This is a genomic window from Clostridium sp. ATCC 25772 (genome assembly GCF_001573875.1).
Lineage (GTDB): Bacteria > Bacillota > Clostridia > Clostridiales > Clostridiaceae > Clostridium_J > Clostridium_J senegalense.
In genome coordinates, this window is the sequence record NZ_LFRG01000060.1 from 1 (window position 1) to 18,019 (window position 18,019).

The 18,019-nt window shown below is 28.7% G+C and carries 18 protein-coding genes and 2 tRNA genes; 3 read left to right on the forward strand and 17 right to left on the reverse strand.

Annotation, left to right across the window (positions count from 1 at the left end):
* Together AZI32_RS15455 and AZI32_RS15460 are read right to left on the reverse strand one after the other, a co-directional pair.
* A tRNA-Val gene (locus AZI32_RS15455) sits at window positions 1-76 on the reverse strand.
* A gap of 6 nt (window positions 77-82) precedes the next feature.
* Window positions 83-157 (reverse strand) — tRNA-Glu (locus AZI32_RS15460).
* 631 nt (window positions 158-788) lie between these two features.
* Here AZI32_RS15460 and AZI32_RS15465 point away from each other — a divergent pair.
* A complete protein-coding gene (locus AZI32_RS15465; protein WP_061996680.1) occupies window positions 789-2,018 on the forward strand; it encodes an NAD(P)/FAD-dependent oxidoreductase in 1,230 nt (409 codons plus the stop codon).
* A gap of 54 nt (window positions 2,019-2,072) precedes the next feature.
* Here the strand turns inward: AZI32_RS15465 and AZI32_RS15470 are convergent, their stop codons facing one another.
* The 15 genes from AZI32_RS15470 to yedF form a co-directional block, all read right to left on the reverse strand.
* A complete protein-coding gene (locus AZI32_RS15470; protein ID WP_061996681.1) occupies window positions 2,073-2,258 on the reverse strand; it encodes a DUF1858 domain-containing protein in 186 nt (61 codons plus the stop codon).
* A gap of 248 nt (window positions 2,259-2,506) precedes the next feature.
* Entirely contained in the window at window positions 2,507-3,793 is a 1,287-nt protein-coding gene (locus tag AZI32_RS15475) for an adenylosuccinate synthase (RefSeq protein ID WP_061996682.1), read from the reverse strand.
* A 350-nt stretch (window positions 3,794-4,143) separates the two neighbouring features.
* The gene (locus AZI32_RS15480) at window positions 4,144-5,142 is read right to left on the reverse strand and encodes an OB-fold nucleic acid binding domain-containing protein (RefSeq protein WP_061996683.1); all 999 of its coding nucleotides are present in this window, start codon (window positions 5,140-5,142) and stop codon (window positions 4,144-4,146) included.
* Window positions 5,143-5,431: 289 nt separating this feature from the next.
* Window positions 5,432-6,763 (reverse strand): replicative DNA helicase, encoded by a 1,332-nt coding sequence (locus AZI32_RS15485; RefSeq protein ID WP_061996684.1) that lies wholly within the window; start codon window positions 6,761-6,763, stop codon window positions 5,432-5,434.
* A 424-nt stretch (window positions 6,764-7,187) separates the two neighbouring features.
* The gene (lonC, locus tag AZI32_RS15490; RefSeq protein WP_061996685.1) at window positions 7,188-9,077 is read right to left on the reverse strand and encodes a Lon family ATP-dependent protease; all 1,890 of its coding nucleotides are present in this window, start codon (window positions 9,075-9,077) and stop codon (window positions 7,188-7,190) included.
* Window positions 9,078-9,149: 72 nt separating this feature from the next.
* Window positions 9,150-9,593: a 50S ribosomal protein L9 gene (gene rplI / locus AZI32_RS15495; protein WP_061996686.1), complete on the reverse strand. Its 444-nt coding sequence runs from the start codon at window positions 9,591-9,593 to the stop codon at window positions 9,150-9,152.
* Window positions 9,593-11,590, reverse strand: a complete 1,998-nt coding sequence (locus AZI32_RS15500; protein ID WP_061996687.1) for a DHH family phosphoesterase — start codon at window positions 11,588-11,590, stop codon at window positions 9,593-9,595. The genes rplI and AZI32_RS15500 overlap by 1 nt, the downstream gene beginning before the upstream one ends.
* A gap of 1 nt (window position 11,591) precedes the next feature.
* Window positions 11,592-12,599 (reverse strand): DUF2232 domain-containing protein, encoded by a 1,008-nt coding sequence (locus tag AZI32_RS15505; protein WP_162266747.1) that lies wholly within the window; start codon window positions 12,597-12,599, stop codon window positions 11,592-11,594.
* 11 nt (window positions 12,600-12,610) lie between these two features.
* Window positions 12,611-12,928 (reverse strand): MazG-like family protein, encoded by a 318-nt coding sequence (locus AZI32_RS15510; RefSeq protein WP_010298267.1) that lies wholly within the window; start codon window positions 12,926-12,928, stop codon window positions 12,611-12,613.
* Window positions 12,929-13,264: 336 nt separating this feature from the next.
* Window positions 13,265-13,510 (reverse strand): 30S ribosomal protein S18, encoded by a 246-nt coding sequence (gene rpsR / locus AZI32_RS15515; RefSeq protein WP_026022428.1) that lies wholly within the window; start codon window positions 13,508-13,510, stop codon window positions 13,265-13,267.
* Window positions 13,511-13,530: 20 nt separating this feature from the next.
* Entirely contained in the window at window positions 13,531-13,968 is a 438-nt protein-coding gene (gene ssb / locus AZI32_RS15520) for a single-stranded DNA-binding protein (protein ID WP_061996689.1), read from the reverse strand.
* Between the two features lie 15 nt (window positions 13,969-13,983).
* Window positions 13,984-14,271: a 30S ribosomal protein S6 gene (gene rpsF / locus AZI32_RS15525; protein WP_061996690.1), complete on the reverse strand. Its 288-nt coding sequence runs from the start codon at window positions 14,269-14,271 to the stop codon at window positions 13,984-13,986.
* Window positions 14,272-14,421: 150 nt separating this feature from the next.
* Window positions 14,422-14,613, reverse strand: a complete 192-nt coding sequence (locus tag AZI32_RS15530) for a DUF951 domain-containing protein (RefSeq protein ID WP_010298281.1) — start codon at window positions 14,611-14,613, stop codon at window positions 14,422-14,424.
* 164 nt (window positions 14,614-14,777) lie between these two features.
* Window positions 14,778-15,029 carry a DUF3343 domain-containing protein gene (locus AZI32_RS15535; RefSeq protein WP_061996691.1) on the reverse strand — a complete coding sequence of 84 codons (252 nt, stop codon included), beginning with the start codon at window positions 15,027-15,029 and terminating at the stop codon, window positions 14,778-14,780.
* A 15-nt stretch (window positions 15,030-15,044) separates the two neighbouring features.
* Window positions 15,045-15,632, reverse strand: coding sequence for a sulfurtransferase-like selenium metabolism protein YedF (yedF, locus tag AZI32_RS15540; RefSeq protein ID WP_061996692.1), 588 nt, complete (start codon window positions 15,630-15,632; stop codon window positions 15,045-15,047).
* Window positions 15,633-15,959: 327 nt separating this feature from the next.
* Here yedF and AZI32_RS15545 point away from each other — a divergent pair, with 327 nt between their 5' ends.
* Window positions 15,960-17,114, forward strand: a complete 1,155-nt coding sequence (locus AZI32_RS15545; protein ID WP_061996693.1) for an aminotransferase class V-fold PLP-dependent enzyme — start codon at window positions 15,960-15,962, stop codon at window positions 17,112-17,114.
* A gap of 174 nt (window positions 17,115-17,288) precedes the next feature.
* Window positions 17,289-17,855: a spore protease YyaC gene (gene yyaC, locus AZI32_RS15550; protein WP_242865309.1), complete on the forward strand. Its 567-nt coding sequence runs from the start codon at window positions 17,289-17,291 to the stop codon at window positions 17,853-17,855.
* Window positions 17,856-18,019 lie beyond the last annotated feature (164 nt).

Genomic DNA, 18,019 nt, shown 5'->3' on the forward strand with positions numbered 1-18,019 from the left:
TGGTGGTCACAACAGGGCTCGAACCTGTGACCCTCTGCTTGTAAGGCAGATGCTCTCCCAGCTGAGCTATGCGACCACTAAATGGTGACTCCTAGGGGAATCGAACCCCTGTTACCACCGTGAAAGGGTGGTGTCTTAACCGCTTGACCAAGGAGCCATATGTCCTTTTGCTTTTGTTAGGTCTTGTGCATAGTTTCCTTCGCACCCGACAAGTAATATAATACCTAAACTCTTTATTAATGTCAACATTTTTTTATATATTTTTTCGTATTTTTTTATTTTATTTTAAAATTTAGCACTTTCTTCTGTTTAAACTAGTTAAAATAGATTACAACTAAGCTAATTTACTATTTTATTACCACTTTTGTTGAAAAATTCATGTAAAAAAGTGATTTTTTAGGCTATATTTAGACTTAAATCTTTCTTTTTCACTGCCAAAATTACCTTTTTGTATAATTATTTATTATTTTCTATTTTAATCACTATATATTTTAAAACTTCATTTGATGTTATTTAATTATAACGGTTATAATATATAATAAATCTATATATATTTTTAATTTATTAATGAATTGTACAAAAATTTTATTCTAAAATAAATTATTGAACTTAAATAATTTAGGTATTTACTTACTCTTGTAGATATTTTAAATTTGCAATGTACATACCTATATCTTTTACATATTTATTTTTTTTAAACTTGTTTACAAGAATTTTACAATTTTATTTTATATTTATATAGAGTAATTTTTAGCTCTATAACTTTCACTTAGAAAGGGGAAATTTATTTGAATCACGATATTATTATAATCGGAGGCGGTGCCTCTGGAATTATTACTTCTATTTTGTGCAAAGACATGGGTTTAGATGTTGCTATACTTGAAAGTACTGATAGAATTGGCAAAAAAATATTAACAACTGGTAACGGTCGTTGCAATATAACAAACAAAAATTTATCACCATTAAGATATCATAGCTCTAATAAAAATTTCTTTATTACTACCTTAGAGAAATTTACTTTACAAGATACTATAAACTTTTTTAATTCAATTGGAATATATTTAACTACTTTAGAAGATGGCAAAATGTATCCTATGTCACTGCAAGCATCTTCAGTCGTTGATTTATTATTATTAGCACTTGAAGAACGTAGCATACCTATTTATACAAATAAAAAAGTATGTAATATTTATAAAAACAAAAGTTTTAAAATTCAATGCACTGATGATGAATTTTTCACTTGTAATAAACTAGTCATTGCTACCGGTGGAAAGAGCTACCCTAAAACTGGTTCTGATGGTTCAGGCCTTAAATTATCTAAAACTTTAGGCCACTCAATAATTAATCCTGTTCCAGCTATTGTACAGCTTAAACTAGATTATAAAAAACTTAAAGCTATATCAGGTGTTAAGTTTGATGGAAACACTGATATATATGTAGATAAAAAACTTGTTCGTAGTGAATTTGGAGAAATATTATTTACTGACTATGGAATATCTGGCCCACCAATACTACAACTTAGTAGAATTGCATCTTACAACATTACTAAAAATAAAGATGTTTTTATTTCTGTAGACTTAATGCCTAAATTTAGTGAAGATGCCTTAACGGATTTCTTAGAAAATCATTTTGGAATAAATTCCTATAGAGCTATATCTGATGCATTAATAGGAATTGTAAATAAAAAACTCATACCAATCATATTAAAGGAATGTAATATTGAAGATATTCACAAACCTTGCTGGTCATTAGAATGGCAAGAAAAAGATGCTTTAATTAACATTTTAAAAGGTTGGAAATTTAAAGTTACAGGAACAAAATCCTTTGACAATGCCCAAGTCACTGCCGGTGGCATAGATACTACAGAGGTTAATAATTCTACACTAGAATCAAATCTAATAGACAATCTTTTCTTTGCTGGTGAAATTCTAGATGTAGATGGGGATTGCGGTGGTTTTAACCTTCAATGGGCATGGAGTTCTGGCGCAGTTGTTGCAAATAGCTTAAAAAATAAATAAATATAAAGCTATCTTAAAATATATTTATCTTAAGATAGCTATTTCTTGCTTTTATTATTTATTTAAAGCTTCTAGTAATGCGTTTAAATTTAATCCATGAACAGCTGCAGCCTCTTCTATTGTTTCAGCTTGTGCTGATGGACATCCTACACATCCCATTCCAAAGTTCATTAATATTTCTATGCTTTCTGGATAATTTCTAACGATTTCTCCAATTTTCATATCTTTAGTTATTTTCATATGTAACACCTCATTTATTAAATTTAATTATATTTTATTGTTCTCTGTTAATTATTATTTATGCTTATATTATATATTATTTTGTAGGTAACGCACGTAATATATGTTACCTATTTGAAATTTAAATAGAATATCTTTATTTATTTAATATAGTATTACAATTTTATTTTATACTCTTATCAATATAAAAATACCTTATAAATAGACTTTTCATTCTACTCTATAAGGTATTTTATATTTTCTATAAATTAAAGTTCATTAATCATCATAGTTTGATCTCTTCTTGGACCTACAGAAACTATTGCTATTTTAACTCCTGTAAATTCTTCTATTCTCTTTAAATATATTTTAGCATTTTCAGGTAATTCTTCATAAGATCTAGCATCTGCTACGCTATCATCCCAGCCATCGAACTCTTCATATATAGGTTCACATTTACCTAAATCTTCTAAACTTGCTGGGAAGTAATCTATAACTTTATCTTCAAACTTATATCCAACACATATTTTTAATTTTTCAAGTCCTGCTAACGTATCTATTTTAGTTACGCTAAAGCTTGTTAATCCTGAAACTCTTGCTGCTGTCTTTAATATTACAAGATCTAACCATCCACATCTTCTGCTTCTTCCAGTTGTTACTCCATATTCATGACCTTTTTCTCTTATCCAATTTCCAGTTTCATCATTTAATTCTGTGGGGAATGGTCCTTTACCAACTCTTGTAGTGTAAGCCTTAACAACACCTACTGCGCTATCAAGCATTGTTGGTCCAATTCCTGCTCCAGTACATAATCCACCGGCAATTGTGTTTGAAGATGTTACATATGGATAAGAACCAAAATCTATATCTAAAAGTGTTCCTTGCGCACCTTCAAATAAAACTTTTTTATCTGCCTTTATAGAATCAAATATTCTTACTGATGTATCAGATACAAAAGGTTTTATTCTTTTACCATATTCAACGTATGCTTCATATACCGTATCTATATCTAAAGCTTCTCCACCATAAATTTTTGTTATCATATCATTTTTATCTGGTAGATATTGCTCTAATTTTTCTCTTAAAATTTCTGGTTTTATTAAATCACAAATTCTGATTCCACATCTTTCAAATTTATCTGTATAACAAGGTCCTATACCCTTACGAGTTGTTCCTATATCATTTTTTCCTCTTGCTTCTTCTTTTAAAGCATCAAGTACTTTGTGATATGGCATTATGACCTGTGATCTATCACTTATCACTAATCTATCGGGAGTTATGTTTTCACCTAAGCCTTCTAAGTACTCAATTTCCTTAAATAGTGCTTCTGGATCTACAACTACACCATTTGCTATTACATTTAATTTTTCTTTATATAGTATTCCTGAAGGAATTAAATGTAGTTTGTATTGTTTATCTCCTACTTCAACAGTATGGCCTGCATTGTTTCCACCTTGAAATCTAACAACTACATCTGCTTTTTCTGCTAGATAATCTGTCATTTTTCCTTTACCTTCGTCTCCCCATTGGGCTCCTAAAATTACAAATGATGACATGTTAATTACTCTCCTTCATCTTTCAATTTCTACATCTTATATTTAAAATATAGATAAAGATTTTTACTATGTTAATTGCATAGGAACTTAAAATCATCAATTAACTTACATATGAAAAACTTTAATTCCTAAAAAAGTGATACCAAGCTTATATCCTTATACTTATTATAATTTTAAAATTATAATAAATATTTTAATTATATATATAACTTAAATTTCCAGCTTGTTTCACTATATAATTATTATCTGTAGTACTTAAAAATTTACTCCGCAATATATGTTATCAAAATCGACATTTATCGTCAACAAACTCCACGAACGTTATTCGGTTAATTATATAAATTTTTCGCTTATTTGCTCTTATTTTTACTTAAATAGCTTTTGTATATATTTAAGTTATCTAAACTCCATACTCTTTCTGAAAATTCTCCGCACTCAACGTCTTTTAAAACTTTTCTCATATCATACAATCTTGCATCCATAACATCTAAATGATGTAATAATTCTGCCTCCGGTATCATTGGTTTTTTAGGACTTCCGTACTCAGGTTCATAGTGATGTGTAAGTATCATATGTTGCAATAAAATAATTATCTCTTTATCTGCATTTACATCTCTTCCAACAGTATCTATTAAATTTATTCCTAAAATTATATGCCCAAGTAATTGACCTTGCACTGTATACTGTGATACTATTCCAAGATCACTAGAATCCATCTCATAAATTTTAGCTATATCATGAAGTATTACACCTGCAAATAGTAAATCCTTGTCTAGGTCTGTATATATATTTAAAAGTGCCTCTCCTGCTTTTAACATAGTTGTTACATGATATAATAATCCTCCTTTTACAGCATGATGATTTGATTTTGCTGCTGGGTAATACATAAGTTTTTCTTCAAAACTTAAAATAATTTTCTCAGTTATATTTCTAATATGATCATTATCTATTTTGCATATATAATCTAATAATAATTCATACATTTCTTCTGCTTTATAAGGAGCTGTTGGAACAAAATCTTCAACAATTACATTATCTTCATCATTTAGCTTTCTTATTCTATCTATTTTAAGTTGAAGCTTTCCTCTATATTCATTTACAGTTCCTCTAACTCTCACCATCATATTTTCTTTAAACATTGTTTCAAGCTCCTTTGGCACTTCCCAAAGCTTAGCATTTATAGTTCCACTATTATCTGTTAAAGTTAAATCTAAATATTTATTTGTAGTACTATTATTTGTAAATTTACACTCCATGGTTTTAATTAAAAAATAGTTTTCAATTCTTTCTCCCTTTGTAAATTCATGTATTTTCTTTATTAAAAAGTTTTCATTTTTTTTTGATTCCATTGTATTTCTCCTTGAAACTAAATATTATTTATCTATCTATGAAGATATGTATATATCATTTAAAATACTTTTTATTGTTATATTATCTTATATTAATCTTTATATTTACATATTACTTTATTTATAATTTATATATAAAAAACTTCTCTTAAATAGAAATTATTAATTTTTTATATAGAAATTATTTTGTCTAATTTTATTTTTATTATAATAACTTTTTACTTTACTATTAAATTATAAAGACTCTTGCCCCTTAAATATGAAAGCAAGAGCCCTAAATTTTTAAATATTATTCTCTATGAATTACATCTAAAGAACCAAATTTACTATATTGTCCAAGCCATGCTAGTTTAACTGTTCCAACAGGACCGTTTCTTTGTTTAGCTATAATACATTCAGCTATATTTTTATCTTCTGTTTCTTTATCATAATATTCATCTCTATATAAAAACATAACAAGGTCAGCATCCTGCTCAATAGATCCAGACTCTCTTAAATCCGATAGCATCGGTCTATGATCTGCACGTTGCTCTGGCGCACGAGATAATTGTGATAATGCTACCACTGGGCATTTAAGCTCTTTAGCTATAGCTTTTATACTTCTTGATATCTCTGAAACCTCTTGTTGTCTACTTTCTCCTCCACTACCACTCATCAATTGAAGATAGTCGATTAATATCATATCTATTCCATGCTCAATCTTTAATCTTCTACATTTAGAACGCATTTCCATTATAGAAATACCGGCTGTATCATCTATAAATATTTTAGCATCTGCTAATGGACCAGATGCTCTTGCTATATTTTCCCAATCCTTTTCATCTAAGTTACCAGTTCTTAATTTAAGCATATCTACATTTGCCTCTGCACATAAAAGTTTATATGCAAGTTGCTCTTTACTCATCTCAAGTGAAAATATAGCTACACTTTTCCCAGCTCTTAAAGCTGCATATTGTGCTAAGTTTAGTGCAAAAGTTGTTTTTCCCATAGATGGTCTTGCTGCAATAAGAACCATATCACCACTTTGAAATCCAGATGTCTTGTCATCTAAATCTTTAAAACCTGATGGAACCCCTGTTGTTTCGCCTTTATTATTATAAATTCTTTCGATTTCTTCAAATCCTCTTTCTAAAACAACACTCATATGTTCAAAATCACTTGTGTTTTTCTCTTCTGAGATATTAAAAACAGCCTTCTCTGCTAAATCTATAACACCTTCTACATTATCTTGTTTAGTATAGCAATTTTCAATTATTTCTGTAGAACTTTTTATTAACTTTCTTAGTGTAGATTTTTCTTCTACAATTTTTATATATGAATTCAAGTTCGCTGTTGTCGGTACAGATGAACTTATTTCCGTTATGTATGATATTCCACCAGCAGCATCTAACTTATCGTTAGATCTTAAATGTTCTATTAGAGTTATCATATCAACAGGTATATCCTTTTGATATAACTCTCTTATAGATTTAAAAATTACCTTATGACTATCTCTATAAAAGTCTTCACCCTGCAGTGTCTCTGCAGACTGTGCTATGGCACTTTTATCTATAAGCATAGAACCTATAACAGACTGTTCTGCCTCTATATTATGTGGCATACTTCTAAGAGTTGCATCCATAAATATTATCTCCTTTCAACACTAATTGTACCTATTTCAATGGAACCTTACATAAGTAAAGTCCTACGTATCTTATTTATATTAAACTTCTTTTATAATCTCATTTCTAAGAATTATATTTCATTTACATCTTATAATATATAAGACTTCATTTAAAAACTTTAAAATTTTCACTACGAAAGTAACCCTTTGTCACTATTAACGTTAGTAGAAAGGTTACCTATACTATTTTTATATAAGTTATATCTATATACTAGATATAACTTATTTTATTATTTATCATCATTTTATATATTATAATCTTAAAACAGCATATAGGTAAAGTCTATACATATACTTCAATTTACCTTATATGCTTTAAAAGTTCTTATATAAATAATTATAACCCTGCTATTAAGAATTTAAGCAGGGTTATATTTTAATTTTAAAAAACTATTTCCATTAACTCATCTATAGTATCTACAATTTTAACTTCTATATCCTCTAATCCAATAGGTACTTCATTCTCATTATCCTTTGGAACAATAATAGTTTTAATGCCTTTTCTTCTAGCGCCATAAACTTTTTCAAATATTCCTCCAACTGGTTTAACCTTCCCTCTTAAAGAAATTTCCCCAGTTATTGCAACATCTTGTCTTAATGGCTTATCTAAAAGAGCACTTATTATACATACAGTTATTGCTGCTCCTGCTGAAGGACCATCTATATTTCCTCCACCAACAACATTTACATGGATATCATAGTCTTTTATATCTTTATTTGTTATTTTTCTTATAACTGAAGCCGCATTAAATACTGAGTCTTTAGCCATAGAACCTGCTGTTTCATTAAATCTCACAGCTCCTGTGCCCTTTTCCTTAGCTTTAAATACTGCTGCTTCTATTTCTAGTGTTGATCCTAAATAACCAGCTACTCCTAGTCCGTATACTTGTCCAACTTCTTTACCCTTTTTACTATTTAATTGCTCATATGGTTTTAATCTACTTATAGATACAACCTGTTGCAAATCTTTAAGAGTTAGAATAGTTTCTTTTCTTTTTTTATCATTATATAGAACATATCCATAAACGTCTGCTAATATATTTACAGCTTTTCTGCCTTCAATAGTATATCTACTTATTTCTCTTGCTACACCATTTTCTAGTTTAACTTCTAATTTTTCTGCAGCGTTTATAACTATTTTTTCTATATCATTTTGTGATAATGGTTCAAAATATACTTCTGTACATCTAGATCTTAATGCCGGATTTATTTCACTTGGATCCTTTGTTGTTGCACCTATAAGAACAAAATCTGCTGGTGCCCCATTTTCAAAAAGATATTTTATATATTTAGGCGTTTGGTCATCATCTGGATCATAATATGAAGATGAAAACTCAACTCTTTTATCCTCTAACACTTTTAATATTTTATTTTGAAGTATCGTGTCTAATTCGCCTATTTCATCAATAAACAACACTCCACCATGAGCCTCTGTAACTAAACCTGGTTTTGGCTCAGGTATTCCAGTTTCTGCTAAATCCCTTTTACTTCCTTGATATATAGGGTCATGTACTGAACCTAAAAGCGGATTTGCAATTTCTCTTGGATCCCATCTAAGAGTTGTACCATCAACCTCAACAAATTTTGCTTCATTGTCATATGGAGTATAAGATAACTTTTTAGCTTCTTCTAAAGCTAAACGTGCTGCACTTGTCTTACCTACCCCTGGAGGTCCATAAAGTAATATATGTTGTGGATATGGACAAGCCATTTTAGATATTAATGATTTTATAGCTCTTTCTTGTCCAACTATTTCTGAAAAACTTTCAGGTCTTAACATAGCCATAACACTTTTAGTTAGTTTCTTAGAATCTAACACTTCAAGCTCTGCATATTTTTTAAGAGTTTTTGCATTTTCACAACCCTTTTGCTTTTTTATTATGCCAAGTCTTATTTCGTCTATGTACTTGTCCTGTTTTTCATTTAAATGATGTTCTACATCCTTTTCAATTTTATTTTGGACATATCTTTTAGCAACTACATCTGCTAATATTTTGCTTGTTTCCTCTAAAACCTCTAGCTCATTAATGCTACTAGGTATAACATCAACACCTTTTCCATTACTTATTATTTTATTTATAGCAAACAATCTTTTATACGGATTTTTGCTTTCTATAAGTTTTTGAAGTTTAAACTTTACTATTCTAGATCTTATTGATCCATCATCCAAAACCTTGTACATTAATTCATATAAAACATCTACTTCAATATCAAAAGGTATTTCTTGTTCCAATCCTTTATTTTCTATGTCATTAACTGATAACTTTTTCAAAATTAATCCGCTTTAGTGAGCATACCAAGCACTATCCTCACCAAAGCGACCTCCCTTCAGTTTTCAAAATTATTATTGTTCACTAACAACAACCTTAATTTTAGTTGATACTTCTGGGTATACTTTTACTTCTATCTCAAAAGTTCCCATAGTTTTTATTGTATCTGTAACAATTTTTTTCTTATCTACTTTTACATTGTATTGTTTTTCTAAGGCTGCTGCTATATCTTTGCTTGTTATAGCTCCAAATAATCTGCCATTATCTCCGCTTTTTGCAGATATTTTTACTTCTTTATCCTTAAGTGATGCTGCTACTTCTTGAGCTGCTTCCATCTCTTCTAATTTTTTCTTTCTTTCTGCTTCATTTTTCTTGTTTAAAATATGCATGTTTGCATCATTAGCTTCTTGAGCTAATTTTTTTGGAAACAAGTAATTTCTAGCATATCCGTCAGCTGCGTTTATGACCTCTCCTTTTTTACCTACATTTTTTACATCTTTTAATAATATAACTTTCATTATTTGTCACCTTCCCTTAAGTATTTATCTATAGCTTGATTTAACAATTTTTCTGCTTCATCTAATGTAACGGATTTTATTCTAGCACCTGCCATTGTTAAATGTCCGCCGCCACCAAGGGATTCAAGTATAACTTGAACATTAATATCTCCAAGAGATCTTCCACTTACATATGCGTCTACTCCCATTTTAACAATAACAAAGGATGCTTGAATACCTGTAATATTTAGCAACTCATCCGCTACTTGTGCACTTAATACATTATATTCTATATTTGGTGGACATACTGCAACTGCTATTCCATTTTTCACATTGGCTTTTCTCATAACCTCTGTTTTTGAAATATATGTTTGTAAGTCCTCTCTAAATATCTTCTTAACCTCAGTTGTATCAGCACCTAGCTTCCTTAAAAATGCTGCTGCTTCAAAGGTTCTCACCCCTGTTTTAAAATTAAAATTTTTAGTATCTAAGCAAATTCCTGCCAAAAGACCAATAGCCTCCATAGATTTTAAATTTGGCTTATCTACCATATATTGAATTAATTCTGTTACAAGTTCTGATGTTGATGATGCATAAGTTTCTGTATAGCTTAAAAGCGTATTACTTATATAGTCTTTAGCTTTTCTATGATGATCGATTATAACAATTTTTTCAAAAGCATTAACTACATCCATAGATAAAACATGACTTTCATTATGAACATCTACTATTATTAGTATACTCTTTTCGTCCTTCATAGACAAAGCTCTTTCTGGAGTTATAAAAACATCTTCATAATTCCCATCAGCTTTTAAATTTTTTATAAATTGATCTACAGAATTATTCTTTATGTCTACAATTATATATGCATCTTTTCCAATAGATTTAACTGTACTATACAAGCCAACTGCAGCTCCAACACAATCAATATCTGAATTTGTATGTCCTAGAATAAATACATTGCTGCTATCATTTATAAGTTCTAATAGCGCATGAGCTATAACTCTAGCTCTTACTTTAGTTCTTTTTTCAATTTCCTTAGTCTTTCCACCATAAAAAGATAATTTTTCAAAATTTTTAACAACAGCTTGATCTCCGCCTCTACCTAAGGCTAAATCTTTAGCTGTTTCTGCAAACTCTTCATTTTGACCTGGAGTATTTCCGCCTCTACCTACTCCAATACTTAATGTTACAGCTAATTTATTTCCTACATTTATCTCTCTTACTGTATCTAATATATCAAATTTTTTCTCAAGTTCTTTTTCTATATATTTATCTTGAACACTTATAACATACTTATTCGCCTGATATTTTCTTATCATAGCTTTCATACTCTGTGCATAGCTATTTATAGTTTTTTCAATATCAGCTACTAATTGAGGTGCTAAGTCTTCCTCTGTGTTCTTTATTACTTCATCTAAATTATCAACTTCTATTAAAATTACACTCTCTTTATTATCATTTATACTATCTAATAGTTGTTGCTTTTCTGTGACATCATAAAAATATAGTAAGATTATTTTTCCATCTTGTTGCAATCCATCATCTTCCACTATATTAATATGTATATCGTAGTAATCTTCTCCTATTTTAATTGATTTATATATATTCTTCTTACCATCTAATACTTGCTTTACATTAAACTCTTTTATAAGTTCCCTAATACTCTCGCCAAGGACTTTTTTATCATCTAATTTAGAAGCCAAATTTTGATTGTACCATAATATATTTCCTTTTGTTCCTACCATAATAAAAGGAAATGGGAAATTTGATAATGTACTGGATGTAGCAGTATCCATTTTAGATGATACATTATCTATAAGCTTAGACCATTGATTGTTATTGTCTCTAATATGCTTTATATTATAAACAATTAATCCTCCATATAGGACAATTAAAAATACACCTAAAAGGTAATGTTCCAATAGAAAAACAGTTAGTATAAGCAATCCTATTATTACCATGTAAAATTTATCATTTCCTATAAAATAGTTGTACTTATCTCCTTTATTGTTCATATCAAGCTCCTTTACCTTTAAATATCCTATGTGGATCTAATTTTCTAAAGTCAAACAGCATTTCTATAAGACCAATTAATGCATATAACTTACCTAGTCCCATAGGATACGTTATGATAATTATAATAGTAACTGCTATAGGTGATAGCTTTTTCTTTCTTACAAAAAAATAACTTATTGCAGCTATCCCGTTAATAGTTAATACAAACTCCACTAGTACCATTGATATAGTCATTGGATAAATAGCACTATCTATTCCTTTTGATTTTAAAATAATAGATATTGACATAATACCAATTAATGCAGCTCCAACTAAATTGCTTACATAAAAGTCTGCAAAGGACATTGCTTTAACATATTTAATTTTTAGTTTCTTTAATATACTATTATTTAAAACAATTGTTATATAGGTTAAAATAAAACCTTGAATAAGTAGTGTTGGTGGTATAAATGCTATTATATACTCTCTACTAACCATTTTTTTGGATAATTCTATAGTATCTATTATCTGATCTGGTGCTCCCATTTTTATATAAGCATTTTTAGTTTCGTCTATAATACTTATAGCATAACTATTTATAGATGAAATAGTATCATTTAAGAATTGTGGTATAGTTAGCCTTTCAACGAATAATACATAAAATACTATTGTTAAAGTTATAACCAAAATTGTTACAGAAAATATCGTTACAAAAAGATTATATGGTTTTTTATTCTGCTTTATACAATAGCCTAATGTAATCCCTACAATTGCATAGTTTATTCCAAAGAAAATTGCAGTTATAGGATTTACTAAAAATGCTGTTAAAATAAAACTTATAACCGCGCCTGCCCCTGCTACATTTAAATTGTATCTTAAATATAAGATAGCAATTGGTATAGGAAGAAAACATCCTCCTAAAACCTGCAGTATGGGTAAATACGTAGACATAAGCACTATCATAAACATAACTACAGATATAAGTCCTACTTCAACTATAGCCTTCGTAGTGTATTTCTCTTTATTCATTTTTTCCTCCATTAGTTTCTCTCTTTAAGATGATTGTATAACTTGCTTAAATCTTTACCATCCTTTTCCATAGGATCTTCTTCAATTATTCCTATTTTAAGTTTTTTCTTCATAGTCTCATCTATTGCTAAGTGAGTGTATCCAAGCCTTTCACCTAACACGTATAAAACTATAATAGCCCCAGAAATACAGTCTAAAATAGCTTCTTGAGCAACATTTCCACCTCTAGTTAAAAGCTTAAAAAAATCCCCAATGATGCACAATAAATCAGCCTTTAAGTTTTCTATAATTTTAACATTTCCCATAATATTAAAATCGCCTTTTCTCATATTTCACAACCCTTTCTTAAGCTATAAATCTATTTTAGATTCTTTTTTACTATGATGCAACAAAGCTTTTATACTCCAAGTATAGCACATTTTAAATCAATTTATAAATTTACATATTATGGTTTATATTATACTATAAAAATTATTATAAAAATATAAAAGATACATTATTTTTTAAAATTAAAGAAGTTTCTGTATTTTCACTATAAAATAATAGATATTTTATAGTTTACTTATATAAAAATAGGCTCATACTTTTGATAGTGTGAACCATAAATAGATAAAAATAATAAAAGCAACAACTAAAGTTGTTGCTTTTATGTTCATCTTTAATTACTATTCTGTTGTGAATGGTAATAAAGCTATGTTTCTAGCTCTTTTTATAGATACTGTTAACATTCTTTGATGTTTAGCACAGTTTCCAGAAATTCTTCTTGGTAATATTTTACCTCTTTCTGTAACGTACTTTCTTAATTTGTTTATATCTTTATAATCTATGCTTGTAGCTTTATCAACACAAAAAGCACAAACTTTTCTTTTTGCTCTTTTTCTGTTTCCGCCTCTTCTACGATCCATTGACATTACGCTTTCCTCCTTACCTATTAAAATGGTATGTCCTCGTTGCTATCCATTGGAGTTATGTCCGAAGATGCATAATCATCCCTTTGGAAGCCTCCGTTTCCATAACTATTGTTAGATGTTGTATTTCCGTTTGAAGATTTATCTCCCCATTCAAGGAAATGAACTTCATCTGCTACAACTTCAGTAACATATCTTCTTGTACCGTCTTTAGCTTCATAAGAACGAGTCTCTATTCTTCCTGCTACACTTATAAGTTTTCCCTTACTCATGTAATTTGCAGTACTTTCAGCTTGCTTTCCCCATACAACAACTGGTATGAAGTCTGCATCTGGTTGACCTTCTCTTTTGAATTTTCTATTAACGGCTATTGTAAAAGTGGTTACAGCTGTTCCTGCACCTGGAGTAAACTTTAACTCTGGGTCTTTTGTTAATCTTCCAATCAAGACAACCTTATTCATTTAAAACACCACCTATTAGTTTTCTGCATTAATTATGATATGTCTGATAACTGCGTCAGATATTCTAAATACTCTGTCTAACTCTTTTGGTAATTCAGAATCAGCTCTGAAGTTTACTAGAGTGTAGTGGCCTTCGTTAACTTTAGCGATTTCGTAAGCAAGTTTTCTTCTGCCCCAAACATCAACGTTTTCGATTTGTCCACCATTATTTTCTATTACACCTTTAAATTTTTCGATGTTAGCTTTAACAGCCTCCTCGTCTAATGATGGGTGTAATATGAATATAGTTTCATATAATCTCATTAGTTTCACCTCCTCCCCTCGGACTAACGGCTATACTTTGTACAGCAGGGATTCCATTTATACATTTTATCACTTTAAATTTTAAAAATCAACATATAATTGAATTTTTATAATTTATTAATTTTAGGTAAATAACTTAATATTTGTTTTTTATTCATCTATTTTCCCAACAACTTTTTTAATAGAGTTTACAAACTTTGTTCTAGGCAACATAATTATCCTGCCACACTCTAAACATTTTATTTTAACATCTGCTCCTACCCTTATAACTTGCCAATTTTTACTGCCACAAGCATGGGCTTTTTTAGTTTCAACAATATCACCGATATCAAACTCTTTCATTGTTAACCCCACCTATCTTAAAGTTATTTTATATATTATAGCGTCTTCCATTATACTATATTATTTGACAACTTTTTTATATTTTAAACTAAATTTCAGGATATTTTATAACAAAAAAACTCTAATTAAATTATATAATGAATTTAATTAGAGCCTTGTAAATCTTAAATTGATACTTCACAATAAGAAGTTTTATCTTTTAAATATATACTTTTTATTGTAAATTTCTCATTATTTATTAATTCTTTTACATTCTTAAACTGTATTTCATCAACTTTTAAGCTTATTCCACAGCTTTTAGTTATATACGATGGTGTGGGCATCATTGTTGGTTTTATTTTTTCACTTTTACATACACTTTCAGCCTTCATAGCTTCGTGAGTATTGTTAAAAACTAAAATATAGTATTTATCCATTTTTATCTCCTACGTTTATAGTTTTATAGTTTTATCACTACTATTCATGCATTCTATTATAGCATACATATTTGTTATTTCCCCAATTTGAACTAAATCTTTCATTTTATAAAAATCTAAGCATAGTCCACAACTTAATATCTCAACGCCTCTTTCTTTTAGCCTTTCTAAGCTTTCAAGTACCTCTGAATCTTTAACTACTAACTTAACACCACTATTTAAAAATAATAGTTTATCTGGTATTATCTCTGCTTCTGAAAGAGCAAACATGTAGCTTTTCATTAATGCAGTTCCTAGTTCATCATCACCAGAACCTAATTTATCACTTCCAACTACTATTGAAAAAGTCTTTTTATCTTCTATTTCTATTTCAACTTTTCCTTCTACATTTCCCTTATTTATATTTATGTAATATAAACTATTTTTTTCTTCAAAATTAACCTTAAAACCTGCATTTTCTGCAAACTTCATTACATTATTTTTAGCTACTTCGTTATCAACAACTGTAGTTGCCAGTCCACTTTCTATTCCATCAAAGTATTTTTTTGTATTTATAACTGGTAGCGGACAGTTTAACCCCTTACAATCAATTACTTTACTCACTTTAAATTCCCCCTAAATTTTTAATTATAAGTTTCTATTTGTATTTATATTAATATGTATTTATACTATAATAAAGCTTATTTTCCATATAGTTTTATAAATATAATTTTACTTAATGCTTACACTTATATTATAACAAAGAAAGAGTTAAAAATACTATTACAATAGCAAATAGCTTTTCTTAATCTATTCGTTATTGTAATAGTATATTATATATATCTTTCTTTTGAATTAAAATTTGTATATAAACATTATTTTATAATTGAAAACTTTTGTTTATATATAATAATGCATTACATTTTAAATGATTTTAGGAGGCTTATTAACATGAAAGTTTATTTAGATAATGGTGCTACATCTTATCCAAAACCACAAACCGTTTATAATTCAATAATGGATTATATGACCCAAGTTGGTTCTAATATAGGTCGTGGTGCATCTAGTTCTTCTCTTGAAGGAAACCATATTACATTTCAATGTAGAGAATTAGTTTGTAATTTTTTCCATTTTGACAAAGTAGAAAATGTAATTTTCACTCCCAATATAACTTATTCCCTTAATATGCTTATAAAGGGCTCTGTAAAAAAGGGTTGGCATGTACTTACATCAGTTATGGATCATAATAGTACTTTAAGAACTTTACATAGTTTAAAAAATGATGGCATAATTGATTTAGATATAATAGATGCAAACAGAGATGGATTTATATCTGTAGAATCATTTAAATCTATGATTAAAGAAAATACTAAATTAGTAGTACTTTCTCAAGCATCTAATGTATGTGGAAGTATACAACCATTAAAAGAAATTGGACAAATTTGTAAAGAAAAAGGAATCTATTTTATAATTGATACTGCCCAAAGTGCAGGATGTATTGATGTTAATTTTAAAGATCTTAATTGTAATGCTCTTGCTTTTACTGGACATAAAAGTTTGCTAGGTCCACAGGGTACTGGTGGATTTCTAATTGATGATAATTTTAATAATATATGCAATCCAATAATTGAAGGTGGAACTGGAAGCTCTTCTTCTGATGTACTTCAACCTACTTTTATGCCAGATAAATTTGAAAGTGGAACAATGAATGCTCCTGGAATTGCAGGATTATTTGCTGGAATAAACTTTATTAATAACGAAGGTTTAACTACAATAAAAGAACATGAAGATTACCTTGCCAAAAAACTTATAGAAGGACTTTTAAATATAGATAGTATAATTCTTCATGGAAGTAAAGAGACTATAGATAGAGCACCAGCCATATCTATAAATTCAACTAAAATAGATAATAGTGAACTAGGTTTTATGTTAGATAATCAATATGGAATTATAACAAGAACTGGTCTTCACTGTGCTCCACTTGCTCATAAAGCACTAGGTTCTTACCCTAATGGCTCTATAAGATTTAGTTTAGGATATTTTAATGATGAAAGAGATATCGATTATACACTTAATTCTATAAATAAAATATTAAAATCACTTTAATATAAAAATGAGCCTAATTAAAGGCTCATTTTTTATAGTGATATTTATAATTAATAAAATTTTGTCTCTAAAAATGTATATCATTCTATTTATTGGTTAATAATTACAATAAAAGGAGTGATATATTTGAGAAAATTAGAATTTGATTCTTTAGCTTCAGACTGTTCTTATAATATTAGAGAAGCTGTTTCTAAAGAAATTTTACCAATTTTAAAAGATAATAGAGATATAATAATATTATGTATTGGTACGGATAGATCTACAGGAGATAGTTTAGGACCACTTGTAGGTGATAAATTAAAATTTCTCAAAAGAAAAGGTATTTATATTTTAGGTAATCTAGAAAAACCTATACATGCTAAAAATCTTGTGGAAACATTAGCTATGATAAATTCTACATATAAGAATCCATATATAATTGCAATAGATGCATGCCTAGGAAGTTTGCCTAGTGTTGGTAACGTAATAATAGATTCTAAACCACTCACTCCTGGAGCAGCCCTTAATAAAGATTTGCCTAGTGTTGGTAACTTAAGCATTACTGGAGTAGTTAACATATCTGGTTCCCTAGAATTTATGGTATTACAAAATACTAGACTTTATGTTGTAATGAATTTGGCTACAGTAATTGCAAATGGAATATATCATTCTATCATTAAAACTGTAGGAAGTAGAGAACAGTGTGAGAATATAAGTGTATCTGTAAATAAAAATGATAAAAATAAATTATTGAAGGCATAAGCCATAATCTGTAATTTTAATTTGTCCTTTGTGGCTTTAATTTAATATTATGAATGAATCAATATATCCCCAGATATATATTTATATAAAAAAAGGGGCTGTCGCACTAAATAATTAGTGCACAGCTTTATTTTTGCAAAAAAATAAATCTCAAACTCTATAAG